21 protein-coding genes are annotated in these 24,730 nt (G+C 58.3%); 6 read left to right on the forward strand and 15 right to left on the reverse strand.

Features of this window, described 5'->3' with window-relative positions; genetic code table 11:
- Window positions 1–40: 40 nt before the first annotated feature.
- The 3 genes from DYE26_RS12030 to DYE26_RS12040 all read right to left on the reverse strand — a co-directional run bounded on the left by DYE26_RS12030 (window position 41) and on the right by DYE26_RS12040 (window position 1,424).
- Window positions 41–256, reverse strand: a complete 216-nt coding sequence (locus tag DYE26_RS12030) for a hypothetical protein (protein WP_036624225.1) — start codon at window positions 254–256, stop codon at window positions 41–43.
- Window positions 257–405: 149 nt separating this feature from the next.
- Entirely contained in the window at window positions 406–738 is a 333-nt protein-coding gene (locus DYE26_RS12035; RefSeq protein ID WP_036624227.1) for a hypothetical protein, read from the reverse strand.
- Window positions 739–851: 113 nt separating this feature from the next.
- Window positions 852–1,424, reverse strand: coding sequence for a xanthine phosphoribosyltransferase (locus DYE26_RS12040; protein WP_036624228.1), 573 nt, complete (start codon window positions 1,422–1,424; stop codon window positions 852–854).
- A 169-nt stretch (window positions 1,425–1,593) separates the two neighbouring features.
- On the opposite strand from DYE26_RS12040, the gene DYE26_RS12045 reads away from it, so the two are divergent.
- Complete coding sequence (locus DYE26_RS12045) at window positions 1,594–2,640, forward strand: YkvI family membrane protein (RefSeq protein WP_036624229.1); 1,047 nt, start codon at window positions 1,594–1,596, stop codon at window positions 2,638–2,640.
- A 333-nt stretch (window positions 2,641–2,973) separates the two neighbouring features.
- On the opposite strand, the gene DYE26_RS12050 is transcribed toward DYE26_RS12045, so the two are convergent.
- Genes DYE26_RS12050 through DYE26_RS12060 form a run of 3 tightly spaced genes read right to left on the reverse strand, consistent with a single transcriptional unit; the run spans window position 2,974 to window position 8,997 of the window.
- Window positions 2,974–6,363 (reverse strand): AAA family ATPase, encoded by a 3,390-nt coding sequence (locus DYE26_RS12050; RefSeq protein WP_036624230.1) that lies wholly within the window; start codon window positions 6,361–6,363, stop codon window positions 2,974–2,976.
- Window positions 6,360–7,862, reverse strand: coding sequence for a metallophosphoesterase family protein (locus DYE26_RS12055; protein WP_036624232.1), 1,503 nt, complete (start codon window positions 7,860–7,862; stop codon window positions 6,360–6,362). The genes DYE26_RS12050 and DYE26_RS12055 overlap by 4 nt, the downstream gene beginning before the upstream one ends.
- A gap of 13 nt (window positions 7,863–7,875) precedes the next feature.
- Window positions 7,876–8,997, reverse strand: coding sequence for a glycosyltransferase family 4 protein (locus DYE26_RS12060; protein WP_036624233.1), 1,122 nt, complete (start codon window positions 8,995–8,997; stop codon window positions 7,876–7,878).
- Window positions 8,998–9,168: 171 nt separating this feature from the next.
- Here DYE26_RS12060 and DYE26_RS12065 point away from each other — a divergent pair, with 171 nt between their 5' ends.
- The 4 genes from DYE26_RS12065 to DYE26_RS12080 all read left to right on the forward strand — a co-directional run bounded on the left by DYE26_RS12065 (window position 9,169) and on the right by DYE26_RS12080 (window position 14,724).
- Complete coding sequence (locus tag DYE26_RS12065; protein ID WP_115311293.1) at window positions 9,169–10,713, forward strand: RsmB/NOP family class I SAM-dependent RNA methyltransferase; 1,545 nt, start codon at window positions 9,169–9,171, stop codon at window positions 10,711–10,713.
- A 524-nt stretch (window positions 10,714–11,237) separates the two neighbouring features.
- On the forward strand, window positions 11,238–11,819 hold the full coding sequence (locus DYE26_RS12070) for a DUF2087 domain-containing protein (protein ID WP_036624234.1): 582 nt from the start codon (window positions 11,238–11,240) through the stop codon (window positions 11,817–11,819).
- A gap of 155 nt (window positions 11,820–11,974) precedes the next feature.
- The gene (locus DYE26_RS12075; protein WP_036624236.1) at window positions 11,975–13,282 is read left to right on the forward strand and encodes an MFS transporter; all 1,308 of its coding nucleotides are present in this window, start codon (window positions 11,975–11,977) and stop codon (window positions 13,280–13,282) included.
- A 434-nt stretch (window positions 13,283–13,716) separates the two neighbouring features.
- Window positions 13,717–14,724, forward strand: a complete 1,008-nt coding sequence (locus DYE26_RS12080) for a GNAT family N-acetyltransferase (protein WP_051985582.1) — start codon at window positions 13,717–13,719, stop codon at window positions 14,722–14,724.
- A gap of 19 nt (window positions 14,725–14,743) precedes the next feature.
- On the opposite strand, the gene DYE26_RS12085 is transcribed toward DYE26_RS12080, so the two are convergent.
- The 6 genes from DYE26_RS12085 to DYE26_RS12110 all read right to left on the reverse strand — a co-directional run bounded on the left by DYE26_RS12085 (window position 14,744) and on the right by DYE26_RS12110 (window position 21,254).
- Entirely contained in the window at window positions 14,744–15,565 is an 822-nt protein-coding gene (locus DYE26_RS12085; protein ID WP_036628462.1) for a Cof-type HAD-IIB family hydrolase, read from the reverse strand.
- A 437-nt stretch (window positions 15,566–16,002) separates the two neighbouring features.
- Window positions 16,003–16,758, reverse strand: a complete 756-nt coding sequence (locus DYE26_RS12090; RefSeq protein WP_036624238.1) for a pseudouridine synthase — start codon at window positions 16,756–16,758, stop codon at window positions 16,003–16,005.
- A gap of 3 nt (window positions 16,759–16,761) precedes the next feature.
- Window positions 16,762–18,306 carry an RsmB/NOP family class I SAM-dependent RNA methyltransferase gene (locus DYE26_RS12095; RefSeq protein ID WP_036628463.1) on the reverse strand — a complete coding sequence of 515 codons (1,545 nt, stop codon included), beginning with the start codon at window positions 18,304–18,306 and terminating at the stop codon, window positions 16,762–16,764.
- A gap of 523 nt (window positions 18,307–18,829) precedes the next feature.
- On the reverse strand, window positions 18,830–19,321 hold the full coding sequence (locus tag DYE26_RS12100) for a DUF309 domain-containing protein (protein ID WP_036624239.1): 492 nt from the start codon (window positions 19,319–19,321) through the stop codon (window positions 18,830–18,832).
- Window positions 19,311–20,126 (reverse strand): GTP diphosphokinase, encoded by an 816-nt coding sequence (gene yjbM / locus DYE26_RS12105; RefSeq protein ID WP_036624241.1) that lies wholly within the window; start codon window positions 20,124–20,126, stop codon window positions 19,311–19,313. Before yjbM ends, DYE26_RS12100 begins: the two co-directional genes overlap by 11 nt.
- A 33-nt stretch (window positions 20,127–20,159) precedes the next feature.
- The gene (locus tag DYE26_RS12110) at window positions 20,160–21,254 is read right to left on the reverse strand and encodes a quinone-dependent dihydroorotate dehydrogenase (protein WP_036624242.1); all 1,095 of its coding nucleotides are present in this window, start codon (window positions 21,252–21,254) and stop codon (window positions 20,160–20,162) included.
- Window positions 21,255–21,424: 170 nt separating this feature from the next.
- Between DYE26_RS12110 and DYE26_RS34545 the strand changes: the two genes are divergently transcribed.
- Entirely contained in the window at window positions 21,425–21,556 is a 132-nt protein-coding gene (locus DYE26_RS34545) for a hypothetical protein (RefSeq protein ID WP_255310295.1), read from the forward strand.
- A gap of 14 nt (window positions 21,557–21,570) precedes the next feature.
- On the opposite strand, the gene DYE26_RS12115 is transcribed toward DYE26_RS34545, so the two are convergent.
- The 3 genes from DYE26_RS12115 to DYE26_RS12125 form a co-directional block, all read right to left on the reverse strand.
- The gene (locus tag DYE26_RS12115; RefSeq protein WP_036624244.1) at window positions 21,571–23,037 is read right to left on the reverse strand and encodes a L,D-transpeptidase family protein; all 1,467 of its coding nucleotides are present in this window, start codon (window positions 23,035–23,037) and stop codon (window positions 21,571–21,573) included.
- Between the two features lie 264 nt (window positions 23,038–23,301).
- The gene (locus DYE26_RS12120) at window positions 23,302–24,042 is read right to left on the reverse strand and encodes a Bax inhibitor-1/YccA family protein (protein ID WP_036624246.1); all 741 of its coding nucleotides are present in this window, start codon (window positions 24,040–24,042) and stop codon (window positions 23,302–23,304) included.
- A 410-nt stretch (window positions 24,043–24,452) separates the two neighbouring features.
- Window positions 24,453–24,695, reverse strand: coding sequence for a ferredoxin (locus DYE26_RS12125; protein ID WP_036624247.1), 243 nt, complete (start codon window positions 24,693–24,695; stop codon window positions 24,453–24,455).
- Window positions 24,696–24,730 lie beyond the last annotated feature (35 nt).

Genomic DNA, 24,730 nt, shown 5'->3' on the forward strand with positions numbered 1-24,730 from the left:
TCGTATCATTTATACGATGTCCCGCCCGGCAAAAAATATGCTAAACCTCCGGCGTAACCCGCGGTTCCCGCGAAGGCTGGTAAATATAATTCCGGTCCAGCTTGACCACATTGCGGTTGGGCCTGCGAATGAGCACATGCGTATCATCCCAGGCCACCACAATCCCGCGGACGTCGTTGGCTTCGATCGCATCGCGAATCACCCGAACTTTTTCGCCGGATAAACGGTATGCGTTTAATTCTTCATCCGTGATCATCGGTAACACCCACCTCCAGCTCTCATTATACAATAGATCCATCCGATATCCAGCCATGCAGAAAAAGACCCCGCCGGCCTTTAAGCCAGTCGGAGTCTTCAGTACTCCAGAACCTTATGAAAAAAATCATCATGACTTAAGCCTGCCGCTTACCGCGAAGCATGCTCCTTGCTGTCATTCGTCTCGAACCAAAAATCAAGCACCTTGGCCGACATGACCCGTTGTTCCAAATACCCCACCTGCTGCGGACTGAACTGTTCCTTCCAGGGCACATCGAGCTCTTGGCACAGCCCGGTTATCGTCAACAATTGCGACCATGCTACATAGCGTTTGTACCAGAAAAACTGAGGATGTTCCAGCATATAGGGATAAAGGTCGTCAAACTCTGTATGTTTGCAATCCAGGGCACGTTCAAAGGTAATCTTCGCTTCGGACAATTTCGAAAGGAAAAACTCCGCGTCTACTGCCAATTCTTTCCCCATTTTTTAAGCCTCCTCTCCCTAGTAATCCTCATTATAGCGAAAAAAAGGGGTGCTGCAAAGGATTGCTTGCAAAATTGTTTCTTTTTCCGAGCTTGCTTTGTCCTTATCCGCACCTAGTCCGCAAACGTGATTTGCCCGCCATCCAGCGACGCGATGCGGACCAACGACTCCAAACGGATCCCTTGATCGCGAATCGCCCGGGCCCCGGATTGGAAACATTTTTCTACGACGATGCCCGCTCCGACCAACTCCGCTCCGGCGCGGCCGATGATTTTGATCAGCCCCCGGGCCGCGTCGCCGTTGGCAATGATGTCGTCGATGAATAAAACCCGGTCGTTCTCGCTAATAAACTCGCGCGATACGAGAATGTCCGTGACGATGCCTTTCGTAAATGAAGGCACCCGCTCGCACAGCATGTCCGGCTCGGCCAGCAGCGTTTTTTTGCGGCGCGCGAACAGCAGCGGCACCCCTAGCTCGTACGCCGTCGCGAACGCCACGGCGATCCCCGACGATTCCACCGTCACGACCCGCGTAACCCCGGCATCCCCAAACCGTTTCGCAAACTCTTTGCCCATTTCCATCGTCAATTTCGGGTCCACCTGATGATTCAGCAGACCGTCCAGTTTCAGCACCTGGTCCGAAACGATCACGCCTTGCTCCGTAATCTTTTGCTTTAACAGCTCCATCTTTTTTTCCTCCATAAGTCATTCTCTATAGTGAGAGTTCAAAAAGCATTCTTCCTTAATATCTTTAAAAGCTGGCTTTTTGAACTACCTCTCTATGGGTTTGAGTCATGTCCCGTTCTTGGACAACATACCTTGTACTATATATAGCACATGAACCGGGGGGAAAACCATGAAAAATAGCGTGAAGGTTTTGCAGATCGCTTTCACATATATCGGTACCGTTGTTGGCGCCGGCTTTGCGACGGGACAGGAAATTCTCCAGTTTTTCACCCGGTATGGAAAATGGGGCGTCCTTACGATTCTGCTGTCCACCCTGCTGTTCGTTTGGCTCGGCACCAAAATGATGCTGCTCGCCCGCGAGATCAAGGCCGCTTCGTACGAGGACCTGAACCGCAAGCTGTTCGGAGAGCGCGCCGGGCGTATGCTTAGCCTGTTTACCCTGATCGTCCTGATCGGCGTCAACAGCGTCATGCTGGCGGGAGCCGGCTCCGTATTCATGGAGCATCTGGGTCTGCATTATCAGACAGGACTTTGGATCACTTTGATTTTTACCTTTTTGCTGCTCGGACGGGGGATCAAAGGCGTTATGCAGCTGAATTCCCTCGTCGTGCCGCTGATGCTGATCCTTTCGCTGGTGATCATTTTTTATACGCTCGGCTCGCCGGGAGCGGCCCGTTTCTTAACGCTGGAAACCGACTCCGGGGTGCTGGCCGCATGGGTATCTCCGCTCATGTATTCCGCGTTTAACCTGTCGATGGCCCAAGCCGTGCTCGTGCCGATCGGAAGCCACACCACAAGCCGGAAGGTAATCGTCATGGGCGGGGTTATCGGCGGCGCGGGCGTCGGCTTCATGCTGATGGCCGGCCACTTTGCGCTCTCCGCCAATATGCCGGGGATCGTGCAATATGAGATTCCGATGGGCAGCATTGCCCAGCAGCTTGGGACAACCGTCCAGCTCATTTATGTGCTGCTGATTTTTATGGAGATCTTCAGCACGTTCGTGGCCGACGTCTACGGCGTGACCCTGCAGCTGCGGCAGCACCTGCAAGTACCGCCGATGCTGATCTCGGTCACGATTTTGCTGATCTGCTACATAACCAGCCAGTTCGGCTTCAGCTCGCTGCTTTCGGTGCTTTACCCGATATTCGGCCTGTTCAGCCTGTTTTGGGCCTTTATGCTGGCGACCTATAAGAGCAAAGGAAAAACCGGAAACTAGCGGACTGCGGCTGTTCCAGGGCCGGAAGCCTCTGGAGTTGCATTAACGCCTACACAAAATCTCCGGTACACCTTGCCTGATCTCCGGAATACCTTGCCCGCTATTCTATTTGAGATCACGCCAGAAATCTAACGGTTGTATCAGTCGCTATTTTGCCAAAAACGACCCTTTCTAAATTTTAACGGTTGTGAGCGTTGTTATCTGCTCTAATCTGAGCCCAAATCTCCGGGTTTTAGCTAAATAAGCGCTATGGCAACCGTTAGAATCGTTTTAATGGTTAGAAATGAAATGTAGTAAGCGTTACATGCATTGGATCGGCCGCAGCGACCCACGTTACATTTCAACGATATGCGCCGTCGGCAGCTCCGCTTTGAGCCGGCCCACGACGTGTTCGTGGCAGGTCATCATGATGATCTGCTGGCGCTTAGCGACCGTCCGCAGCACCGACAGCGCTCCTTCGAGACGGGAGGCATCGAAATTTACGAACAGATCGTCGAGCAGCAGCGGCAAACTCCCTTGTCCTCCCGCGACCGCTTCGGATAAAGCCAGCCGCATCGACAAGTACAGCTGTTCCGCCGTCCCCCGGCTTAAACGGGCGCTGTCGATCGGACCATGTTCCGCATGCTCGGCCATCAGCTCCTGGCTGCCTATTTTCATCACAATCCGCCGGTACGTTCCGCCCGTCATCCGCTCAAAATACCGCGATGCCGCCTGCAGCACGGCCGGCTGGCGCTCTACCTCATAGATCCGCCGCACGCGGGAAATCAACTCGCGGCATACGGCCATCACCGCATATTTATCGGCGTATTCCTCCAGCGCCGCCTGCTGTTCCGCCAGCTGCTGCGCCAAATCCTCCTGCCGGCAGCGCGCCTCCAGACTTTCCTGTTCCTGCAGCAAACGGCCGCGCCGTTCCTGCAGCTTGCGCCAGCGGACTTCCGCGCCTTCGCCTGCCGCCCGCGCTTCTTCGAGCCGCCGCTTTAATTCCGCTTCGTCCACGCCCTTCAGCAGCCGCTCCAGATCGTTTCGCTTGTCCTCATCCATACCGGCAAACAGCGCCAGCTCGCGCTGCCGCAGTTCCTTTTCCAGCGCTTCCCGCCGCTCGGCTGCGGCCCCGATGCGGAGAAATTCTTCCCCGCCCTCGGCTTCTCCTTCCGCGAGCAGATGCTCCTCCGCCTGCATCACCTGCTGCAGCCGATCCTCCAAGCGCCGCCCTTCCTCGTCCAGCGGCGCCAGCTTGGCGGCCAGCCGGTCGTACCCGGCTTTTCGCTCCAGCTCGCGTTCAAGCTCCGCCAGGGCATCCTCCAACAGCTTTATCGCCGCGCCGGCCCCGGAGCCCGCCGTTTCTGGTGCCGCTCTCCCGTTAGCGCCGTCCGAGCCGGCTTCCGGACCGGGCGCCGCAGCGGAAGACAGCGGAATTCCGGCGTAAACGCCGCCGTTCGCCGCCCGTTTCGCTTCCGGATCGTCCGCAGCACGTTTCGCTTCTGGAGCGTCCGCCGCTTGCCCGCCGGGCCCGCCGTCGTCTTGCAAAGCCAGGCATTCCCGCTCAAACCGCTCGTTTTCCGCCCGCAGCCCGGAGATCTTGTCCGTCAGCCCGTCGATCCGGCTCAGCCATTCCCGTCCCTGCCCGGCCAAATGGAACACGTCCATCGCCGCCTCCGGCGACAGGTCGGTGGAAAGCCGCCGCTCCTCCAGCCAGCGCTCCCATTCGGCGGCGAGCTTGGCAAAATCTCCTTCCCGCCGGGACAGCTCCCGCTCCACGTGCTGCAGCTCATCCTTGACGGCGGCAGCGTGGCCCTGCGCGGCCGCGGCATCCGCTTCGAGCGCGTCATGGCGCTGATCCCACAGCTGCCATTCTTCCATCAGCCGGCGCAGCTGCCGCTCCTCCTCGTCCCAGGCTTCCGTGCGAAGCGAAGCCGCGAAGCCGCTTCCCGCCGCGGAGGCCGCCGTTAGCGGATGCCGGACGAACCGGGACAGCAGCGCCTCAAGGCGCGTCTCCATCTCCTCGCCGGCTTCCCCGGCTCTTCCGGCAGGCCGGCGAGACGCCGGCGCGGAGCGCCGCCCGGCCTCCCCCGCCGGCTTGCCGCGGAAAGCGCCGATGGCGAGGTAAACGTCAAGCCCCAGCAGCAGCACGCCCGTGAAGGCAGCGCTCCAGAGCGATTCCGCGGCCAGCCACAACACGGCGGGAAGCGCGACCGTCAGCACGCAGGCGGCGGCAAACAGCTTGCGGTAAAGCGCGCGCAGCCGCGTTTCGGCCAGCGCTTCCGCGTCGGCCGCCCGGACTTCGGCGCGCCGGGAGGCCGCGCTATCCCGCCAGCGGTCGAGCTCGCCGCGAAGCTCGCTCCACAAAGCGCGGATTTCGCCGCGCTCCTGCGGGAGGAGCATCGCAAACTGCCGGCGTCCCGCCGCCGCGCTGTCCTCGAGCCGCGCCGCCGCGTTCGCGCGCGCCGTCTCCGCGCCCGCCGCCGCCCGCTCCAGCTTGGAGCGCTCGCTTTGCAGCAGCTCCATCTCCTTATCGTAGGCGGCAAAGCGCGCGCTGAACCGGCGAACCTGTTCCCGTTCGCCGACCGTCCCGGCAAAGGCGCGCAGGTCTTCGGCGCGCCATGCCGGATGGATGCTGCGCAGGCACTCCGCCAGCCGGGCCTGGACCAGGGCGGCTTCGCCCGCCAGTTCGGCCAGCTCGCGCCGCCGCGCCTCATAGGCCGGCAGACGGCCGGCCAGCTGCCGCAGCAGCGGCTCCCGCGCCAGCACCGGCGCGCGCGGCTGCAGTGCGGCCAGCTCCGCCCGCAGCGCTTCCCGCCGCCGGGCCCAGTCGCTGCGCTCCAGCTGCAGGCGGTCCTTCTCCGCCTGCAGCGCCTGCCAGCGCGCCAGCCCCTGCTCCGGGAAGCGCGCCGCTGCCGGCAGCGCGGCCAGCTCGGCGCGGATCGCTTCGCGCTGCAGCCAGTCGCCGCGGCTCTCCGCCGCCTTTTGCAAGCGGGCGGTTTCCCGCGCCACCGCAGCGCGCTCCGCCTCGCTGGCCGTCAACTCCCCGGCCAGCTCCTCCAGCTGCTCGAGCACCTCGTTGTAGCGCGGGAGCAGCGCTTTGGCCGCCTCCGCTTCGCGCTCCAGACGCTCGACCGCCTGCAGCAGCTGGGCGATCTCCTGATTGCGGCCGCGCGGGCGGTACAGCTTGTCCATGTCCTGGGCCAGCTTTTTCTCCCCGCGCAGCACCGCTGAGCCCCCGCCGATCCCGGCGTGGAACAAATAGCGGCTCAGCTCCTCGGACTGCAAAACGCCCACCTCCTGCAGCTCCGTAAGCGAGACGGCAAACAACTGTTTGAACATCGCTTTGGACAAGCCGCCCAGCAGCTCGCGCTGCATCTGTTCCTGCGTCATCTCCTGCAGCCGGCCGTCCGCATCGCTGCGCGTAATCCGCAGCCGGTCGCCGCGCGTGCCCGGCAGGCTTCGGCCTTCCGGCGGCTGCGCATAACGCTCGATGACCCAGCGGGAGCCGTCCTCCGCGGCAATCGTCAGCGCGCCGCCGTGCACGCCGCCGCGCGCCGGCTCAAACCGCTCGGCGGCAAACGTCCGCGACGGGATGCCGAACAGCATCGCGCGGACGAAACCGAGCAGCGTGCTTTTTCCCGCTTCGTTCGGTCCGTATAAAACGGTGACCGGGCCCGGCAGTTCCACATCCAGGCCGTGCAAATGGCCAAACCCGCTCACCTGCAATTTCTCCAGCCTCATGATGCTCCCCTCCCGCCAGCCGTTTCATCTTCCGCCAGCAGCGCCCAAGCGAGCTCCTCCGCCCGCCGCAGCAAGCCGAGCCGCTCTTCGGGCGCCAGTTCCTTCAATAGCCGTCTTAGCGTCCGGTTCTCCGCCAGCGGCGCCAGCGCGCTGCCGGTAAGGTCCTGAAGCAGCCCCGGCTCCCGCTCGGCCCGTTCGCCAAGCCGCAGCAGCTCGCCGAGGAAGCTGTCCTCTTCGAGCAGCCCCAAGCGGTCCATCTCCAGCGATGTCTCCACTTTAAAGCCGGCCGGCCAAACGACGCCGCTCAAGGGCGCCCGCGCCGCTAAATCGCCCGCCGCATCCGTTGCCGTCATGCCATGGTTCCTTGCCGCATCGTTTAACGTTTTGCCCGGAGCGCTCCCCGTTGCATCGTCTGCCGTCCCGCCGGATCCAACTTCCGCTGAACCGTCCGCTGCAGCAAACGGCGCATTCTCTTGAGCAATGCCCAAGCCGCCTTCCTCAAGCAGCCGGCTTTCCCGGCGCCGCAGCTCCTGCAGCAGCTCCGCGGCCTCCTGCCCGGACTGCAGCAGCGTATGGAGCGGGCCGCGCCCGGTAAAGGTCAGCCGCACGACGCTGATCCGCGCGGCTTCAGCTTCCCGTACCGCCTCCAGCGCTTCCTCCACCCGGTCCTTCCACGCTTCCTCGCTCGTCAAACCGTCGATCGGCACCGCAATTTCCCGCCACAGCACCTGATCCAGCCGGTGGAACGCCAAGCTTGCCTGCCCGTTCTCATGCACATCGACGATATAACATCCTTTGGGGCCGGTTTCCTTCAAGCTGCGCCCCTGGATGTTGCCGGGATAAACAACCCAAGGATTTTCGCTAAGGATCTGGCGTTTGTGAATATGCCCGAGCGCCCAATAGTCGTAGCCCGATTCCTTCAACTCGCGCAGCGAACATGGAGCGTAAGCGTCATGGCCCTCCTGGCCGTCCACATTCGCGTGCAGCAGCGCGATGCGGTACAGCTGCGAGGAGTTCGCCTCAGCCTCATCGCGGCGAAACCGCAGCGCCAGATTTTCCGTCACCGACGGCGTTATGTAGGAGATGCCGCTGACGACCGCAACCGGCGCTCCGTCGCTCCGCCGAACAGCCACCCGGCTTTCCGCCTGACCGCCGAACTCCGTCACATGCGGCGGCAGTTCGAGGCGCAAGCGCCGGCTGCCGAGCGGGTCGTGATTGCCGCGGATGAGATAAACCGGGATGCCGTGCCGCCCCAGCTTGTCCCAGCCTTCCCGCAGCCGCAGCTGCGCGCGCAGCGACGAATCGGCGGCATCGTAAATGTCGCCGGCAAGGACGATGAAATCGACCGCTTCCGCAATCGCCAGTCGGATCAGGCGTTCGAAGGCGGCGAAGGTCGAGTCCCGCAAAAAGATACGCAGCCGATCCGGCACGCCGGACATCCCGGAAAACGGGGTGTCCAGATGCAGATCGGCGGCGTGGAGAAAACGAAATGATTTCATGATACCAGCTCCATTATTTGAATTGCAGGTACAGTTTTTTCAGCTCATGCACAACCCGGTTCAGCGAATAGTGCGCTTTGGCCTTCTCCGAACCGCTGCGCGCCAACTGATAGCGGTAGTCCGGATCGACGATCACTTTCTCCAGCGCCTCGGCCAGTGCCGGAGCGTCCTCCGGCGGCACGAGCAGGCCGTTCGTTCCGTTTTCGATCTGCTCGGCGATCCCGCCGACCGCCGTGCCGACGAGCGCCAGGCTGCAAAGGGCGGCTTCGGCAAACACGGAGCCAAACGCCTCGGCCCGCGAAGGCAGGACGAAGATATCGAAAAACGGCATAAACTCCTCCGGATGCAGCGTGTACCCGTAAAAAATCGTTTCATTGTAAATGCCCAGCCGCTGGGCGAGCTGCTCCAGCTCCTGGCGGATCGGACCGTCGCCGATAATATGCAGTACATAATTGTGCCCCCGCTTCTTGAGCTCGGCGCACGCGTTCAGCAAGACGTCCAGCCCTTTGGCCGGAACGAGGCGGCAGACCGTCACCAACTGAGCCACTTCATTTTCGTGCGGCACCGGCTTAAACCGTTTCTCGTCAAAACCGTTCGGGATGACGCCGATCGCCTCGGGCTTCTCCACATAGGAAGCCAGGTACTTGGCAAACGACCGGGACACCGTTAGCAGCCGATCCGTCCGGTGCTCAAGCTCCCTATACAGCGAGGTGAGGAAGCGGTGCTCCGGCCCGTCCGCACGAATCCGCCCGTTTAAGATCAGCTCGCGCTCGTAGCTTGAGTGGACGCTCTGGATCACGGGGGTACCCGGGAAAACCTCCTTCATGGCCAGCCCGGCGATCGGGTGATGGGCATGGACCAAATCGTACGGCTGTTTAATCCGCAGCTTGGTCCACCATAAGTAATCGCGATACGTTTGCACATATTTTTGCACGATCGGACTGTCCCCGAACTCCTTCCAATCAAAGGTGGCAAATTGTACGGGATCGGTCCCTTTGGAGCGGATGCGTTTCGGCAGCGAAAATAATTCCATTTCCCAGTGGGGAAGATTAAACCGGTCTTGCAGATGCGGGATCATCGACGATACGCCCCCCGGCTGTTCCGGGGGAAAAAATAAAGCCTGCAACAGTCTCATAGGGTTCTCCTTTATCGCGTCGTTCTTTTTGGCGGATGAACCGCTTCTTTTTCCATTATGCCATAGGCAGGAAGGAACATCCATTCCCCTTTTGAGATTGAAAAGCAATATGATACACTGCTGAAGTAAATAGGTACCGGGATTTTTTTGGTGAAAGGAGCAGTAAACATGATGAGTATGCCTACCCTGCCCGCCGCGTTTCGCGAGTCGGTGCTGGCGATGCTCGGCCGGGACGAAGGAGCACGGTTCCTCGCCAGCTATGCCCGCCCCCGCGCATACGGGCTGCGGCTGAATACGCTGAAAGTCGGGCTGCACGGCACGGCGGCGGCGCGGCTTGCGGAGCTGTTCGCGCTGCGCCCCGTTCCTTGGTGCGGTACGGGCTTTTATTACGAGGAGCGCACCCGGCCGGGAAAACATCCCTATCATGCCGCCGGACTATACTATATTCAGGAGCCTTCGGCGATGTCGGCCGTGGAGCTGCTCGATCCCCAGCCGGGCGAAACGGTACTGGATCTGGCCGCGGCTCCCGGCGGCAAAACGACGCAAATCGCCGCCATAATGGCCGGACAAGGCCTGCTCGTCAGCAACGAAATCCATCCGCAGCGCGCCCGCATTTTGGCGGAAAATGTGGAGCGGCTTGGCATCCGGAACGCCGTGGTGACGCAGGCCGCACCCCGGGAGCTGTCCGCGCGCTTCCCGCTGGCCTTCGACCGGATCATGCTGGACGCCCCCTGCTCGGGCGAAGGCATGTTCCGCAAGGACCCGGAGGCCGTGGCCGAATGGTCCCCGGAGGCGGTGGAGCAGTGCGCGGCGCGGCAGTGGGATATTTTGCAGGACGCGGTGGCGATGCTCAGACCCGGCGGGCGGCTCGCTTATTCGACCTGCACGTTTAACCGCCGCGAAAACGAAGAGACGGTCCGCCGCTTGCTGGAGGCGTACCCGTTCCTGCGGCTGATCGCCGAGAAGCGGGTTTGGCCGCACCGCGAGGAAGGCGAGGGCCACTACGTCGCCCTGCTCGAGCGGGACGGCGAAGCGGACGGCGGGGGGCGCAGCGGCATCCTCGCCGCAGGCGCGCACAGACACGGCGGCACCCTCCCCGCAGGCGTGCAAAGCGTCGTCCCGGGCGGCGGGGGGCCCGCCCTCCGGCGCGGCGCGGACGCTCACCCGGGCGGCACCGCCGCCAAAGGCGGGCGCGGGGAGCGCCCCAGCCGCGGCCGCCGCGACTTGCGTGCCGGCCACGCCGGCCGGGAGACCGCCGCAGCCTGGGACGCCTTCCGCGCCTGGGCGGCGGACGAGCTGCCCGCCTCAGACGCCTTCGCGCCCGGGAGCGGCACGCCGCTCCTGTTCGGCGAAGCGCTGTACCTGCTGCCTGCCAGCAGCAGCCTGCCGCTGTCGCCGGACCACCTGGCCGGCCTGAAGGTCCCGCGCGCCGGGCTGCACCTCGGCGACGTCCGCAAAGGCCGGTTCCAGCCCGCCCACGCGCTCGCGATGGCGCTCGGCGCGCCCGAAGCCGCACGGGTCTGGACGCTCGGCGAAGACTCGCCTTCCGCGGCCGCATACCTGCGCGGCGAAACGCTGGAGGTGCCCGCCGATCTGCGCGGCTGGCACCTCGTCACCATCGCCTGCGGCGGGGCCAGCTTCCCGCTCGGCTGGGGCAAAGCCAGCGGCGGCCAGCTCAAAAACCACCTGCCCAAAGGCTTGCGGCAGCACTGTTAATGAGAGCAGATCAACATCCGCTGTCCGGACGCTTTGCACGATTATCCCATTTGATCCGGAAGCAGAGAGCAAGATAAATTCAGGACAAGTAAATAGGTTTGGAGCAGCAGACATGTTCGAGTTCATTAGTTCGAGATCGTTAGACAGGTTTGTGAGAAGGAGGTCTAGGAGAAGTGAAGCAGACCTGACGGGAGGAATGGGGCAAAACACCGGGAAAAATGACCGTGATTAGCCCCCACCCTCTCCCCCCTGAACAAGAGGGATAATCGTGCAAAGCAGCATGCAGGGATACCAGGACACGAACGCTATAAACAGCCGGTTTTTTTAACCTTTCTCCCAAGCTCGCCAACCGCCCCCTTCACCCCGCAAAAAGAACGTATCATCCCCAGCATTCCGCGGCCCTACCAAGCGGTTTCCTGAGCAATCAACCGGGTTCCCGCCTCATGCTTGTTGACAACGAGCTTTTTCCATGGAATAATACATCTATCTAATTAGATGATTATAAAATCAGGAGAGCGATAAACATGCAGCTTGACCGCCTCGTTCATTTCCACAAAGCCGTCGGGGACGTCACCCGCATCCGGATCATCGCGCTGCTTCAAAGCGGGCCGCTTCATGGCCAGGCCCTTGCCGGAAAATTGGGCGTCACGCCGCCGACCATTACCCATCACATCACCAAGCTCCGGGAAGCCGATTTGATTTATGAGCGCCGGGACAAAAATACGATTTATTTTTATCTGAACGAAAAAAGCTTAACCCAGCAGGCCCAGGCCATTCTGAATGTCGGCAAAACGCAGCCCCTGGCAGCGGACGGCAAACAAGATGAAGCGCAGCGAAAAGCGTCCGTCGAAAGCAGCTTTTTCAACAAGGACGGCACGTTAAAGCATCTGCCTGCCCAGCGCAAGAAAAAACTGATCGTGCTCGAACGCCTTGTCAAAGGTTTGGAGCCGCGCCGGAAATATACGGAGAAGGAGATCAACGAGTACATCCGGAAATTTCACGAGGATTTTGCGACCATCCGCCGCGAGTTTATCATGAACCACTATATGTACCGGGAAAACGGAATCTACGAGCTGAACCCTCCGGAAATGTGGGGCAAAAGCTAGAACCGCCGTTCGGCGTAATAACTATTTTGGCCGGTAATGCGGTAGCGGGCGTACTTAGGACGTCTGGCCGCATGGCTTTTTTTTGCTTAACAAATTAGATAAATATCAAATTAGATTGCTATCTTATTCTGCTTACAGAGGAGTCTGATACAAAAATGAAGCACAAGCATACGCTGCGTGAAGAAAAACAGTATGCGCGCCTGTTCGCCGCCGGGATCGTGAACGGCATCGGAGACCGCTTCAGCCAGGTTGCCGTTCTCGGTCTATTGCTGTCGCTGACGGGATCGGGTTTGGCCGTCGGCATTACTTTTGCCGTTCGCCTGGTTCCCTATCTGCTGTTCGGGCCGCTGGGAGGGATGCTCGCCGACCGTTTTTCCAAAAAATCGCTCCTGATCTTTACGGATGTCGCCCGTTTTTTCTTTGCATTGACCCCGCTGCTGGTCCGGCAGGCGGACGATGTATGGATCATTTACGTCAGCTCGTTTGTGCTATCGGCCGGCGAGGCGCTGTATGCTCCAACCCGGATGTCCGTGATTCCCCGTTTGGTCCGCAGGGAAAATCTCCTGGCCGTCAACAGCTTGGAGCAGGCGCTGGTCGGTTACGTGCTGATCGCCGGCTCCGTGACCGGTGGGTTCGTTTCCGCCCTGAGCGGCGGTCAGGCGTCGTTCATGCTGAACGCCCTGACTTTTCTCGCGTCGGCTTTGCTTTTGTCCGGACTGGATCTCCCCCGGGAACGTGGACAAGCTGCGGAAGCACGCGGCTCGGTTGCATCGTCGGGGCTTTCGGACGGGGCGTTTACAGAGGCAGCCCCAGAGATCTCGCGGCCCCTCCCCGAGCCCCAAAGCAAGCCTCCGGGAGCGCTTCGCCTGCTGTTGTCCCATTCGTTGTATTTGCGGCTGATGATCATCGTGTTTGCTATTTGGCCGATCGGCGACGGGATGATTAACATTCTGATTAGCGTTTACGCGTCGGAAGTGTTTCATATGGGAGAAATCGGCATCGGCCTGCTGTACGGCGCTTTGGGGATCGGTCTTGTGGCGGGCTCCAAAATCACCGGGAAAATCGGCCGGCGCATGGAAACGGTGGCGATATTCGCCCTGCTGCTGGAAGGTGCGATCCATATGCTGATCAGCCAAAGCGCTGTTTTTGTTCTCGCCCTGATCCTGATGATCGGTTCGGCCATGGTGTCCAGCATCGGCAACGCCTGCAACGAAACGGTTTTGATGAAGACGGTTCCCGCCGGCTGGCAAGGGCGCTTCTTCGGTACGCTGGCCGCGCTGCAAAATGCGATCATGGGGGTGTCGATGTTGACTGCCGGTTTTCTCCTCGACCTAGTGGCCCCCAGATTCCTTGGCCTGGCTGCCGGAATTTTATTTACGTTGTTGGGAGCCGTAGCAGGAATCGCCTGGGCCATGTCCCAATCCCGGCAGGCTCGTACGAACATAGAGTCCGAGTCACTTTAAATATAGCGGAACTTTACCGTGAACCGGGAAGCCGCATATGGGATAATGCGGTAGAAGCTCTTATAGAGGTTGTTCAAAAAGTCATCTTTTGAAGATGTAAGAAAGAATAAACGTCCAAGTATTAGCTTCCTTATATCGCAAGAAAAACTACCGCTAATCGCGGTCTGGCTTCCTAGAAGGTGCTTCGATATACGTTTTTCTTATCACGAAGCAAGAACATGGAGCGTATTCGACATCGAATCTTGAATTCAGCCGGGCCAAGCGGATGCTTCCGAAGCCGTTTTCTACGAAAACGTGTAGCTCCGCTACTTTCGTCCCTAGCTTCATTCAACCTAAAGCGTTTTGAAAAAACGCACATCGGAAGCATAAGCTTCGGTGCTGAAAAGCCGACTTTTTGAACTCGCTCTTATAAAAACAAAGAGGAGGCAGATCATTTGCCTAAATTTACGATTCGCAAAATGGAGCGGCCTTACGATTTTACGGAAGTTGCGCCGCTGCTGAATTTCATTTGGTCCGAGCCGACGACGGCCGAACTGCTCAAGGAAGAAGAGGACAAAATTCCTCCGGGAAAGCTGCATTACAACGAAGAAGGAAAGCTGATGGGTTGGGATCGCCCTAAATGGGTGGCTGAAAACGAAGACGGGCTTGTCATCGGTTACGCCCATGCGTGGAGGGCCCCCTGGTCGGACCCGGGGACTTTGCTCCAAACCGTTGTCGTGCATCCGGAAAAACGCGGTAACGGAGTTGGCCGGGCTTTGTACGATGCGCTTCTGCGGTGGTCCGTTGAAGTCAAGGCTTCCCGCCTGATCAGCCACGTCCGTGAGAACGATCAGGAAGGGGTAGCTTTTGCGGAACGGCGCGGCTACATCAAGGAACGGCATACTTTCGAATCCGTACTGGACCCGTTTGCGTTTGATAACGATAAGCTGTTCGAATCGATCAAGGCAGTGGAGCAATCGGGGATCCGGTTCGTTACGCTGGCGGAGGAGCCGGGAGAAGCAAGCGAGAGAAAGCTGCATGAGCTGTACAAAGTCACGCACCTGGACATTCCCGGATTCTCCGGCGACTTTCCCTGGTTCGAGGAATGGAAAAAGTGGAGCATCGAGCAGCCCGGGGTACGCCCGGAGTGGATTCATATCGCCAAGGACGGCGGCCGATACGTGGGCGTCGTTACGCTGCAGCAGAACGAACAGACGCTGGCGATGTATCATGAGTATACCGGCGTGCTTCGGGAATACCGCGGACGCCGGATTGCACTCGCCCTCAAGATGCTTGGCATCCAAACGGCACGCGCCTGCGCGGTTCCCTATTTAAAAACGCACAACGACTCCATGAACGGGCCGATGCTGCACATAAATCGCGATCTGATCGGTTTCCGGGCGGAGCCGGGAACTTACAAGATGGTGTGCGAGCTACAGCGAGAGCTTGGCCTGCATTTTTAAGCTATCTCGTGGCTAGTCGCTATTCGCCCATTTCCCGGGTAATTCCCAAGCAATATTTTTCCAGCGCCAGTTTAACGCCCTCTTCGTTATTGGACGCCGTTACGGCATCGGCCGCGGCTTTAACCTCCTGTGGAGAATTGTCCATGGCCACGCCAAGCCCAGCGAAGGTGAGCATCGTCAAATCGTTATAATAATTGCCGATGGCCATGACGTTTTCCACCGGAATGCCCCGCTTTTCCGCCAACTTTTGCAGCGCGGCGCCCTTGGAAGCATCCTTATGCATCAAATCGATGAAAAAATCGCCGCTGCGCAGCATGTTTAACTTCTGCGGCCATTCGCTCCATTCCGCAAACACGCGGTCCAGCTGCTCCATCTCCCCCGAAACGGTTAGTTTGACGATCGGTTCGCGCAGCTCGGCCCAAGCCGGAAGATCCTGCGGCACCACGAAAAATTTGCTGTAGATATCCAGCACTTCCTGGCTCAAGCGGGATGCTCCTTCCACGTATACGGTAAACGTCGTATTGATGTCGAAATGCACTTTATGCTTGCGGCAATACTCCATATATGGCTCCAGCCCTTGCCGGTCAAGCGCAAATTCATGAACGACTTCCTCCGTACGCACGTCGACCGTGACCGCGCCGTTATGTGTAATGACATACCCCTCCAGGCCGATCCGGCGCATAAAAGGGAGCGAACTGATCGGGGCCCGTCCGGTGCACAGCACAAATTCCGCGCCTTGATCGGCGATGGCCCGAATCGTTTCCATCGTGCCCGGCGTCAATTCATGATCATCGGTCAATAAAGTTCCGTCTACATCCAAAGCGATTAGCTTGTATTTCATCATTGTCATTTCCTTTCTCAACGGGTCTCATCCCTCCCAAACCCTCCCTTACCGTAAGGGAGGGCCCCAAGGGCCTGCTGCCCTTTGGATACCCGCAAACTGGACTAACGTGGGAGCTGCAGAGGCGCTCCTGCGGCTGTTCCCTGCGGGAATGCGCCTGGCTTCGTGCGTGGAACGCTTTTCCCCCTTCGGGTACGTCTTACTTGGGGCGCTCCCGGGTTACCTGGAAACACGCTGCAGGCACTGCTGCTTTCGCACGCACCCGGGTAACTATGGGAAATCAGCCGCTTGCCGCCCTTTGGGCACGCTCTGCTTTTGGCGCTCCTGCGGGGGCGGGGACTGCTACGCAGGCTGTTTTCACTGTAACGTTCGTGCCTGGGAGCCGCTCTCCCTTCGGGATTCACTTTACTTCAGCGCAAAGCGTTAGCTACTTTTGTTTACTTTTTATATGCTTTCAAAGCGGCCAGCTCGGCTTCGGTCAGCTCGCGGAAGGCGCCTTTGGGGAGCACTTCGTCGAGGACGAGCGGGCCCATGGAAATGCGCTTTAAGTAAGCGACTTTGGAGCCGACGGCTTCGAACATTCGCTTCACTTGGTGGAACTTGCCTTCGGAAATGGTGAGGCGTATGCGCGAAGTTAGGGTGCCGTCGGCGAGTGTGTTTCGCTCAAGGACGTCGAGCTCGGCGGGCAGGGTGATGTAGCCGTCGTCGAGTTCGACGCCTTGTTTGAATCGCTCTGCTTCGCGGTCCCCGACGTGGCCGTCGACGATGGCTTCGTACGTTTTGGGCACGTGCTTGCGCGGGGACAGCAAATCATGGGCCAGCTGGCCGTCGTTCGTGAGCAGCAGCAGGCCTTCGGTATCCTTGTCCAAACGTCCGACGGGAAAAGGGTCGAACACACGGAATTCCGCCGGCAGCAAGTCGAGCACGGTCTGTTGCCGGAGGTCCTCGGTGGCGGAAATGACACCGGGCGGCTTATGCAGCATCAGATAAACAAATTCCCGGTATACGATTCGTTCTCCATCGAGCTCGATGACGTCCCCGAAAGGGTCGCATTGCGCGCCGCTATCTTTGACGACCGCGCCGTTTCGGGTCACCCGGCCCTGCTTCACGAGCTTTTTGATTTCGGCTCGCGAGCCGTATCCGAGATTCCCCAGGATTTTGTCGAGTCTTTGCGTTTTTTTGCCTGGACTCATTCGTTATGTCCACCTCCAGCCGGCCGGATATTCGTTTTTGAGCAGGCCGTTTTGCCATTTGCCCCAGCCGAGGGAATAACCGTCCACGGTGACAAGCACATAACCTTTCGGATTAGCTCCATCGCGGGTATGGACCCGCGAAGCTTCGATTTCCAGCGTTTCTCCTTTTAAATAGCGGACGGCCTCCCCGCCGTCCACGGACAAGTCGAGCGTTCTGGCCGCCTCGGAAGGCGCCAGCGCCGTAGCCAGCGGATGCCCTGGCGTAAACCGGCCGTTTTTGACCGTGCCGGCATACCAGCCTGGGCGAACGACCTTTAGCCCGTCCAGCTGTTCTTTGGCGACCGGCGAAAGGTACACGTTCCCGCCGAACGTCAGCTTCGTCCCGGGCAGTTCGGCCCGCAAATGCTCCGCGGCAAAAGCCCGCCAGCTATCCAGCGTCTCCCGTTCGCCGAAGCCCCTTTTGTCCGCGCCGGCCGCTTGACGGGAACGCAGCGCAGGGCGAGCCTCCGCTCCACCGCGAGTTGCTCCGCTTTGCCGCGAAGCGATGCGTTCATGCCCGCCCGCAAGCTTGGCCTCCGGAACGTGCGCCTCCCTATTTCGCTCCAGCACCGCGACAAAATGCCCTTCGCCTTCCACCTTATGCGGCCATAATCTGCCGCAGCCGGCGGTTTGCTTTTTGATTTCCTCAGGGACCGAAGCCATAACGCCCCCTTCTTCGCTGCTTAGCCAAAGCCAATCCGGCCGTCCCGGGGCAATACCGGCGTCCCGCGGCACGGGGACAACCTCGAAGTCCGGGTTCCCCAGCAAAAATTCCGCGATCATCGCCTCGTTCTCTTCCGGCGCAAACGTGCAGGTGGAGTAAACGATCCTGCCGCCGGGCGCCAGCATCGCCGCCGCCGTTTTCAAAATATCCCGCTGCATGACCGTACATTTCTCGATCGAATGCCGTTCCCACTGCCGGGCCATGCCTTCATCCTTTCGGAACATGCCTTCGCCCGAACACGGGGCGTCGATCAGGATTTTATCGAAATAATGCGGAAAAGCCCGGGCGATCCGCTCCGGCGCTTCGTTCAGCACCACCGCGTTCCGCACGCCGTAAAGCTCGATGTTTTTGGCCAAGGCCTTCGTCCGTTCCGCATGGATATCGTTGGTAACGAGCACCCCTTTGCCATTCAGGCGGGCCGCGATTTGCGTCGACTTGCCCCCCGGAGCCGCACATAAATCCAGCACCCGTTCCCCTTCCGAGACGTTCAGCAGCTCCGCCGGCGCCATCGCGCTCGGCTCCTGTATGTAATACAATCCGGCATGGTAGTACGGGTGTTTGCCGGGCTTGACCCGTTCATCCACATAAAAGCCCGCCTCGCACCACGGAATCGGACGGAGCGCAAACGGGGACAGCTTCAGGAACGAGTCCAGGCCGATTTTTAACGTATTGACGCGGATTCCCGCATGCCTGGGATCGTCATAGGAGGACAGGAACGCCTCATACTCATCCCCAAGCAGCTCCCGCATTCTATCCAGAAAAACGCTCGGTAGTTGCACCGTCATCTCGTACCATCCATTCTTCAGAAACTCTTGTTGAAAAACAACGCTATTGTACCACAGGTTCCCTATTTCCGGGAAACGCCCGTTCATCCAAAACAGCGGCGCGAACCGTGTAAAACTCCGCTGCAAATGACTAGACTCCGACGATTATCTAACGATTATCTGATGATTATCTAATGATTAACTGTAAATCATACAGCTATAGTATACCGAATTGCCAAGCCAATCGTTTTAATTGCATCTCATACAACTACATCCCATTCTTTTGGCTTTTCTTTCGAAAGAAGCGAAGTAGTTGCAGGATTTGCACTTATTCAAGCGCTGTAACAGCATTTCCGGATAAATAACCGTTCATTTTGCAACTATTGGAGCCTGAAGCGGACTCACGGATTTCTTCACCAGAAAATCGCAGCCGCACTGTCCAACCTCACATTGGAAATATCCAATAGACTTCGCTTAGGCCGCCCGTTTTGCCCCGGAAACGGCAAAAGCCCGCCCCAATAAACGATATAGGCGAGCCTTAATATCAGCCGTTTAATTCCCGTTGTCGCTGCTCCAGCTTCAGCCGGCGTTCCTCATGTTTTTCGCCCCGCTGCGGCTTGCGCCGCTGCGGGACGTTTGGGGCGATCTCCGCCGCCGCTTGCTCCACGGCGTCACGCAGCGCCGGATCGACAATATCAATCGTTAAATCATAATACGCAAAAGAACGGTTTTGCCGGGGCTCCAAAGCTTCCGCATAAGCCGCCGCCTCCCGGCGCAGCTTGCCGAGGTCGATCCCCAGCGCCCCTTCCGGATACGGGCCGAGCCGCTCCAGCGCCGACAGCAGCATTTTCCGGCCGCCCGAAACGTTTCCGCTCCGCGCATGGAACAGCCCGACGGCTACCTGCAGCAGGCCCTTGTACAGCGGATCGTGATCCCGCTCCAGCCACAGCTCCTCCAGCACCTCATGGCACTCAAAGTAATCGCGGTCCCGGTTAAAATAAACCAGATACGCCACGTACAGCGGCTCATAGCTCATCGCCGGGCTCCTCCACTTTTTTGTGCCGCTTGATTAGCTCTTTGACCTCGGTCAGCAGTTCCTTGAAGCCTTCAAAGTCTTTCGCTTCCCAAAGCTTGTTAAACCGGCGCTGCGCGTCGATCGCCTCCGAGACGAGATGATAGAAATATAGCTGGTGAATGGCCGTGAGCAGCGACGACACGATATTGGAGTCGTCCTCAAAGCTTTTTTGCGCCAACAGGATTTCCTGACGGATGCTCGACATCTCATTGTCCAGCACAAAAGCGGCCTCGGCCGCTTTTTTCAGCCGGGCGCGCATTTCCTCCGGCAGGCTTTCGCGGTATTTATAGTTCAGCGAGTGCTCGATCGTCGCCCAGAAGTTCATCGCCAGCGTGCGAATCTGGATTTCGGCGAGCACGTTTTTTTGCCCAAGCGCGGTTTGCACCGGGTATTCGACGATCATATGAAAGCTGCGGTAGCCGCTTTCCTTGTAGTTCGTGATGTAGTCCTTCTCGTACAGCACCTTCAGGTCCTTGCGCATGCGGATATATTCCGCGACCCGCCGGATATCCTCCACGAACTGGCACATGATGCGGATGCCGGCGATATCCTCGATGCCCGTCTCCAGATCGTCCATGGACACATTCAGCCGTTTGGCTTTTTCTAGAATGCTGGAAATTTTTTTGACCCGTCCGGTCACGAATTCAATCGGCGCGTATTCTTCGCGTTTTTTTAGTTCGGACCGCATCGTTTTGAATTTCACTTTTAATTCCTCAACAGCCTGTTCATATGGAAGCAAAAATGTTCCCCAATCTCTACTGTCCATCCCTATGCCTCCTGTCTTCTGTAACCCGGTTTTCTAGCGGTGGTCGGCCCCCACCGCCTCGGAAATATGGCTAAACCCGTCGCGCGCAAGCAGCTCCCTCAAGCCGCGATGCAGCTTCCGGTTGATCTCCGGCCCCTCATAAATCAGCGCAGTATAAATTTCCACCAGGCTGGCGCCCGAACGTATTTTGTCATAGGCGTCGGCAGCGGAAAAAATCCCGCCCGAACCGATAATCGGCAGTTTGCCGCCCGTTTGGCGATAAACGCGGGAGACGATTTCCGTCGATCTGGCGGCCAGCGGCTTGCCGCTAAGCCCGCCGGTCTCCTTGGCGTTCTTATGGTGAATCCCTTCTCTGGAAACGGTCGTATTCGTGGCGATCAAGCCGGAGACGCCGCTTTTTTCGATCGTATCGACCATATACTCCAGTTCCCGGTCGCTTACGTCGGGGGCAATCTTCACCAGTACCGCTTTGCTCGCGCCATGTTTCTTTGCCTCCGCCGCCATCTGGTTCGTCACCGCCCGCAGCAGCCCGGACAACTCGTCGCCATGCTGCAGATTACGCAAGTCCGGCGTGTTTGGCGAGCTGATATTAACGACAAAAAAGTCCGCATACGGATACAGCGCCGAAACGCATTTCTCATAATCGCGAAACGCCTCTTCATTAGGCGTCGTTTTGTTTTTTCCGATGTTCACGGCGACGGGAATCGGCCGCTGTTTTAACGCCCGCAGCCTTGCCGCCATCTCCTCCGCGCCGCGATTGTTGAAGCCCATCCGGTTGATCAGCGCTTCCTCCGGAGGAAGCCTGAACAGCCGCGGCCGGTCGTTGCCCGGCTGCCCGGCCGGAGTCACCGTCCCCACTTCCATAAAACCGAAGCCGATGGCCGAAAAACCCTCCACCGCGTCGGCGTTTTTATCGAGTCCGGCGGCGAGTCCCACCGGGGAAGGAAAATGAATTCCGAATAAGTCCGTGGCCAGCTCCGGCACTTCCGGAACGCCGTACATACCGCGCATGAGGGTGAGGGCCCCCGGTATTTTTGCCGCATTATGCAAACCGTCAATGACTAAATGATGGGCATTTTCCGGATCCATCCGAAAAAAAACGGGTTTCCCCAAAAGCCGATACAACACGTTATTTGTCCACTCCGATCGCTGTTTCCTGTGCATTTTTTCTATAAACAGTTTAGCCGTTTCCGGCCAAAAAGAAAAGTTTAACCTCGCCGCATGTGAAAACCACTACAAAGTGATGGAATTTTAAAATGAAAGCCATTACAATAGGAATAAAAAGGGAGGGGATAACCATGTCAACCAAACGTGTACCGCCCACGCTCCAGCAAAAAAAGGACGAAGTCAACAAGAAGGCGCTCATCTGGTCGATCTCCATCGCCGCGGCGCTTATTGTGGCAACTACCGTCCTCTTGATTTTGACGTAAAACTCAAAGTCTTTTTAGTTAAGCCAGTGATATACTCGATGGGGATTGGTCTGATCCTCGCGGTGTCCGAGCTTGAATCTTTCTTTCGGGACGCTCTCCAGGTCTGGCAAAATCCCCTTTCCTATCGTCACCTTCGTTCCTTTCGGGGCGAGATCGAACAGTTCTTCGACATCCTTTTTCCCCATGCGGATACAGCCCAGCGATTCGTCTTTGCCGATGCTGTCCGGATCGTTCGTCCCGTGAATCGCGTAGTTCGTGTCCGATAACTGCATGCCGCGGCTGCCGAACTCGCCGTTGTCTCTTCCATTCGGGTTGATCACTTTGTCCGAAATAGCGAAAGAACCTTCCGGCGTCCTGTCGCCGCCCAGTCCCACAGGATAACTGCGAATCAGCTTGTCACCGCTGACGACGGCCAGCACATGCGTTTTCTTGTCCACGATAATCTCAAACGGCTCGCTGAAGTACGGTTGTTCTTCCGGAGCTAAACTATCCTTAACCGCGTCCGAATTCGCGCTCGGCTGACCCGCCGCACCGGAACCGGCGGCGTTTTGCAGCCTCTTCAGCAGCGGCCCGAACGTTTTGACCATAACAGGATCGCTGCCGGCAAGCCAATTGTCCGGAAAAGGGCCGGTCAGATCGTCAAGACCGGTTGGCCATGCTCCCGTACCTTCCTTGTATCTCTGCATCGCCGAAGCAAGCACGCCCAGCGACTCCTGGTACGGAATCCACCGCTCGGCCGCCGCCTGCAAGCCGGAAGCGTCCGGCGGGGTGCAGCGGCATGCTTCCGCGTCATAGGATTGGATCGTCGTCGTTCCTTGATCCGGGTTTTGCTCCAGTTCATAAACGACCGGCATGCCGTCCGTCCAGAGCAAATAATCTCCTTCCCGCTCCATGCCGAGCACAACGGCATTCAGAATCGGCGCGCCGGTGCGGTTCTGCAAATCGATCAGCCCGCCGAGCGCCTCGGCGCCGGCCTTGGCTTTACCGAAAGCGTAACCTTGCGCCGTAAACACCGGCCCTTTGACGGCGTCCGCCGAGCCGGCCGAACCGGCCTTTGCCGGAGCTTTTCCCGGCGGCGTGGCCGGCTTGGCATCCGGTACAGCGGGATCCGTCTCCGCTCCCGGTTCATCTTGAAGGCCGGCCGTGGCCGGTTCGGCCGTTTTTTCACTCGGCGCATAAGCCGAGGGATGCCCGATCACCACCAGGGCGATCAGCAGGGCGATGCCCAGCTTGCGCAGAAAGCGGCTACGCTTCTCCCGCTGCTTCGTCTCCTGCAGCAAGTCGGCTTTGTAGCCCATCCATAAATCCTCCGGAATTTTGCTCGCTTCGAAAGCTTCATAGACGCCGCCCGCCTGAATATAGCAGTACCGTGCCTTTCCCGTCTGGCCGCTTGCTTCGTATTCCTTGCCCAGCAAATACCAGGCCATTTTGTTTTTCGGGTGGTTTTCCACAAATTTTTTGAGGTAGGCTGAATCCCCCATACGTTTCCTCCATCAAATGGAAAAGTTAAGCTTCAACTATTACTATATCGGCAAAATGGATGGCGTTTCTAACCCAAACCTGCGAGAAAAGCGGATTTTGCGACTTAGTACCTACATCGCTTTAACATTTTCCGGGACATTTCGGAAAAAGCAAAAAGCGCGGCCAGCAGGAAGCCCTGCTTTTCCGCGCTTTAGAACTATATAAATTGCCTGACTCTTGCTTATTCGTAGGTTCAACCTATACAGCCGCTTGGTTCCAATTGCTTAATCCCGGCTCGCCAATTTTGCGAGCAGGCGAAGGATTTCCAGGTACAGCCATACCAGCGTGACCATCAAGCCGAATGCGCCGTACCATTCCATAAATTTCGGTGCTCCCCGGTGGGCTCCCTCTTCGATGAAATCGAAATCCAGCACCAGGTTCAAGGCGGCGATGATGACGATCACGACCGAGATGCCGATGCCGATCCAGTCGTTGCTGTGGAGATACGGCACCTGAATTCCGAACAAACCGAGAATAAAGCTGAGCAGATAGACGAGGGCCACGCCCCCGGTAGCCGCGACGACTCCGAGCTTGAAGTTTTCCGTCGCCTTGATCAGCCGGGTCTTGTAGGCGATAAGCAGAGCCACAAACACGCCCATGGTCAGCAGCGTCGCCTGTAGCGTGATTCCATTGAACTTCGCTTCATAAGTGGCTGAAAGGGCCCCCAGGAACATCCCTTCGGCAATGGCGTAAACCGGGACCAGATACGGGGCCGTTCTCGGCACAAAGCTGACGATCAGCGCCAGGATCAACCCGACGATCGCTCCTCCGATCGCCATCGGGACAACGTTCATCCCGTCGAAATACAGCATCCATGCGCTGAACGCGCTGCCGAGGAGGATGACTAATGTGATAAACGATTTGTTTACCGTCCCCTCGACGGTCATCGCGTTCATTCCGGAAAATGAGTCCGGCCTGTCAAACGTATCGCTCCTTAAAGTTGGGTTACCGCTGCGTCCGATCAAGAAACAACACCTCATTTATCAATTTGTTACTATGATATCATAAAATATTCCAACTATACTAGAACATATTGTCGTTTCCATTTTGGGCTCGAACTAACCTGCCTAAATCCCGCGAAGTTCCCGCGAATCCACGAAATGCACGAAATCCACGAAATCCACGAAATCCACGAAATGCAAAGGGGCATGCGATTTTCGTCGAAACTCCTCGAAAAGGGTGGTTCAAATGCAAAACTTCAGTTCATTTCCGTTCAAAAACCTCTTTTTTATCAAAAAGCTCATGATCAGATGCACTTTTGCAGTTGAACCGCTCAAACTCCCCACGGCCCCAAACCGTCCCTTCAAACTGTCTGTTAAAAAAAACAAACCCCACCGCTGCGGTGAGGTCTCCTGCTTGTACTCGCTATCGGAAATTAGCCTTCTTTATTAAACGGCTCATCCGCCACTTTGATGGAGTCGGTCGGGCAGCCGTCGCAAGCGTCTTGAAGATCGTCGTACAAATCTTCCGGGATTTCCGTCACGCCGCGGTTCTTGTCCTCACCGTAGATAACTTCCGCCAAGCCTTCATCGTCGTAATCGTAAATATCCGGTGCAGTAGCGCCGCAAGCGCCGCACGCAATGCAAGTGTCCTTCTCAACCCAAGTATATTTTGCCATCTTTAATCTGCCTCCTGAATAAACGGTACAAGTCC

This window comes from Paenibacillus macerans (genome assembly GCF_900454495.1).
GTDB lineage: Bacteria > Bacillota > Bacilli > Paenibacillales > Paenibacillaceae > Fontibacillus > Fontibacillus macerans.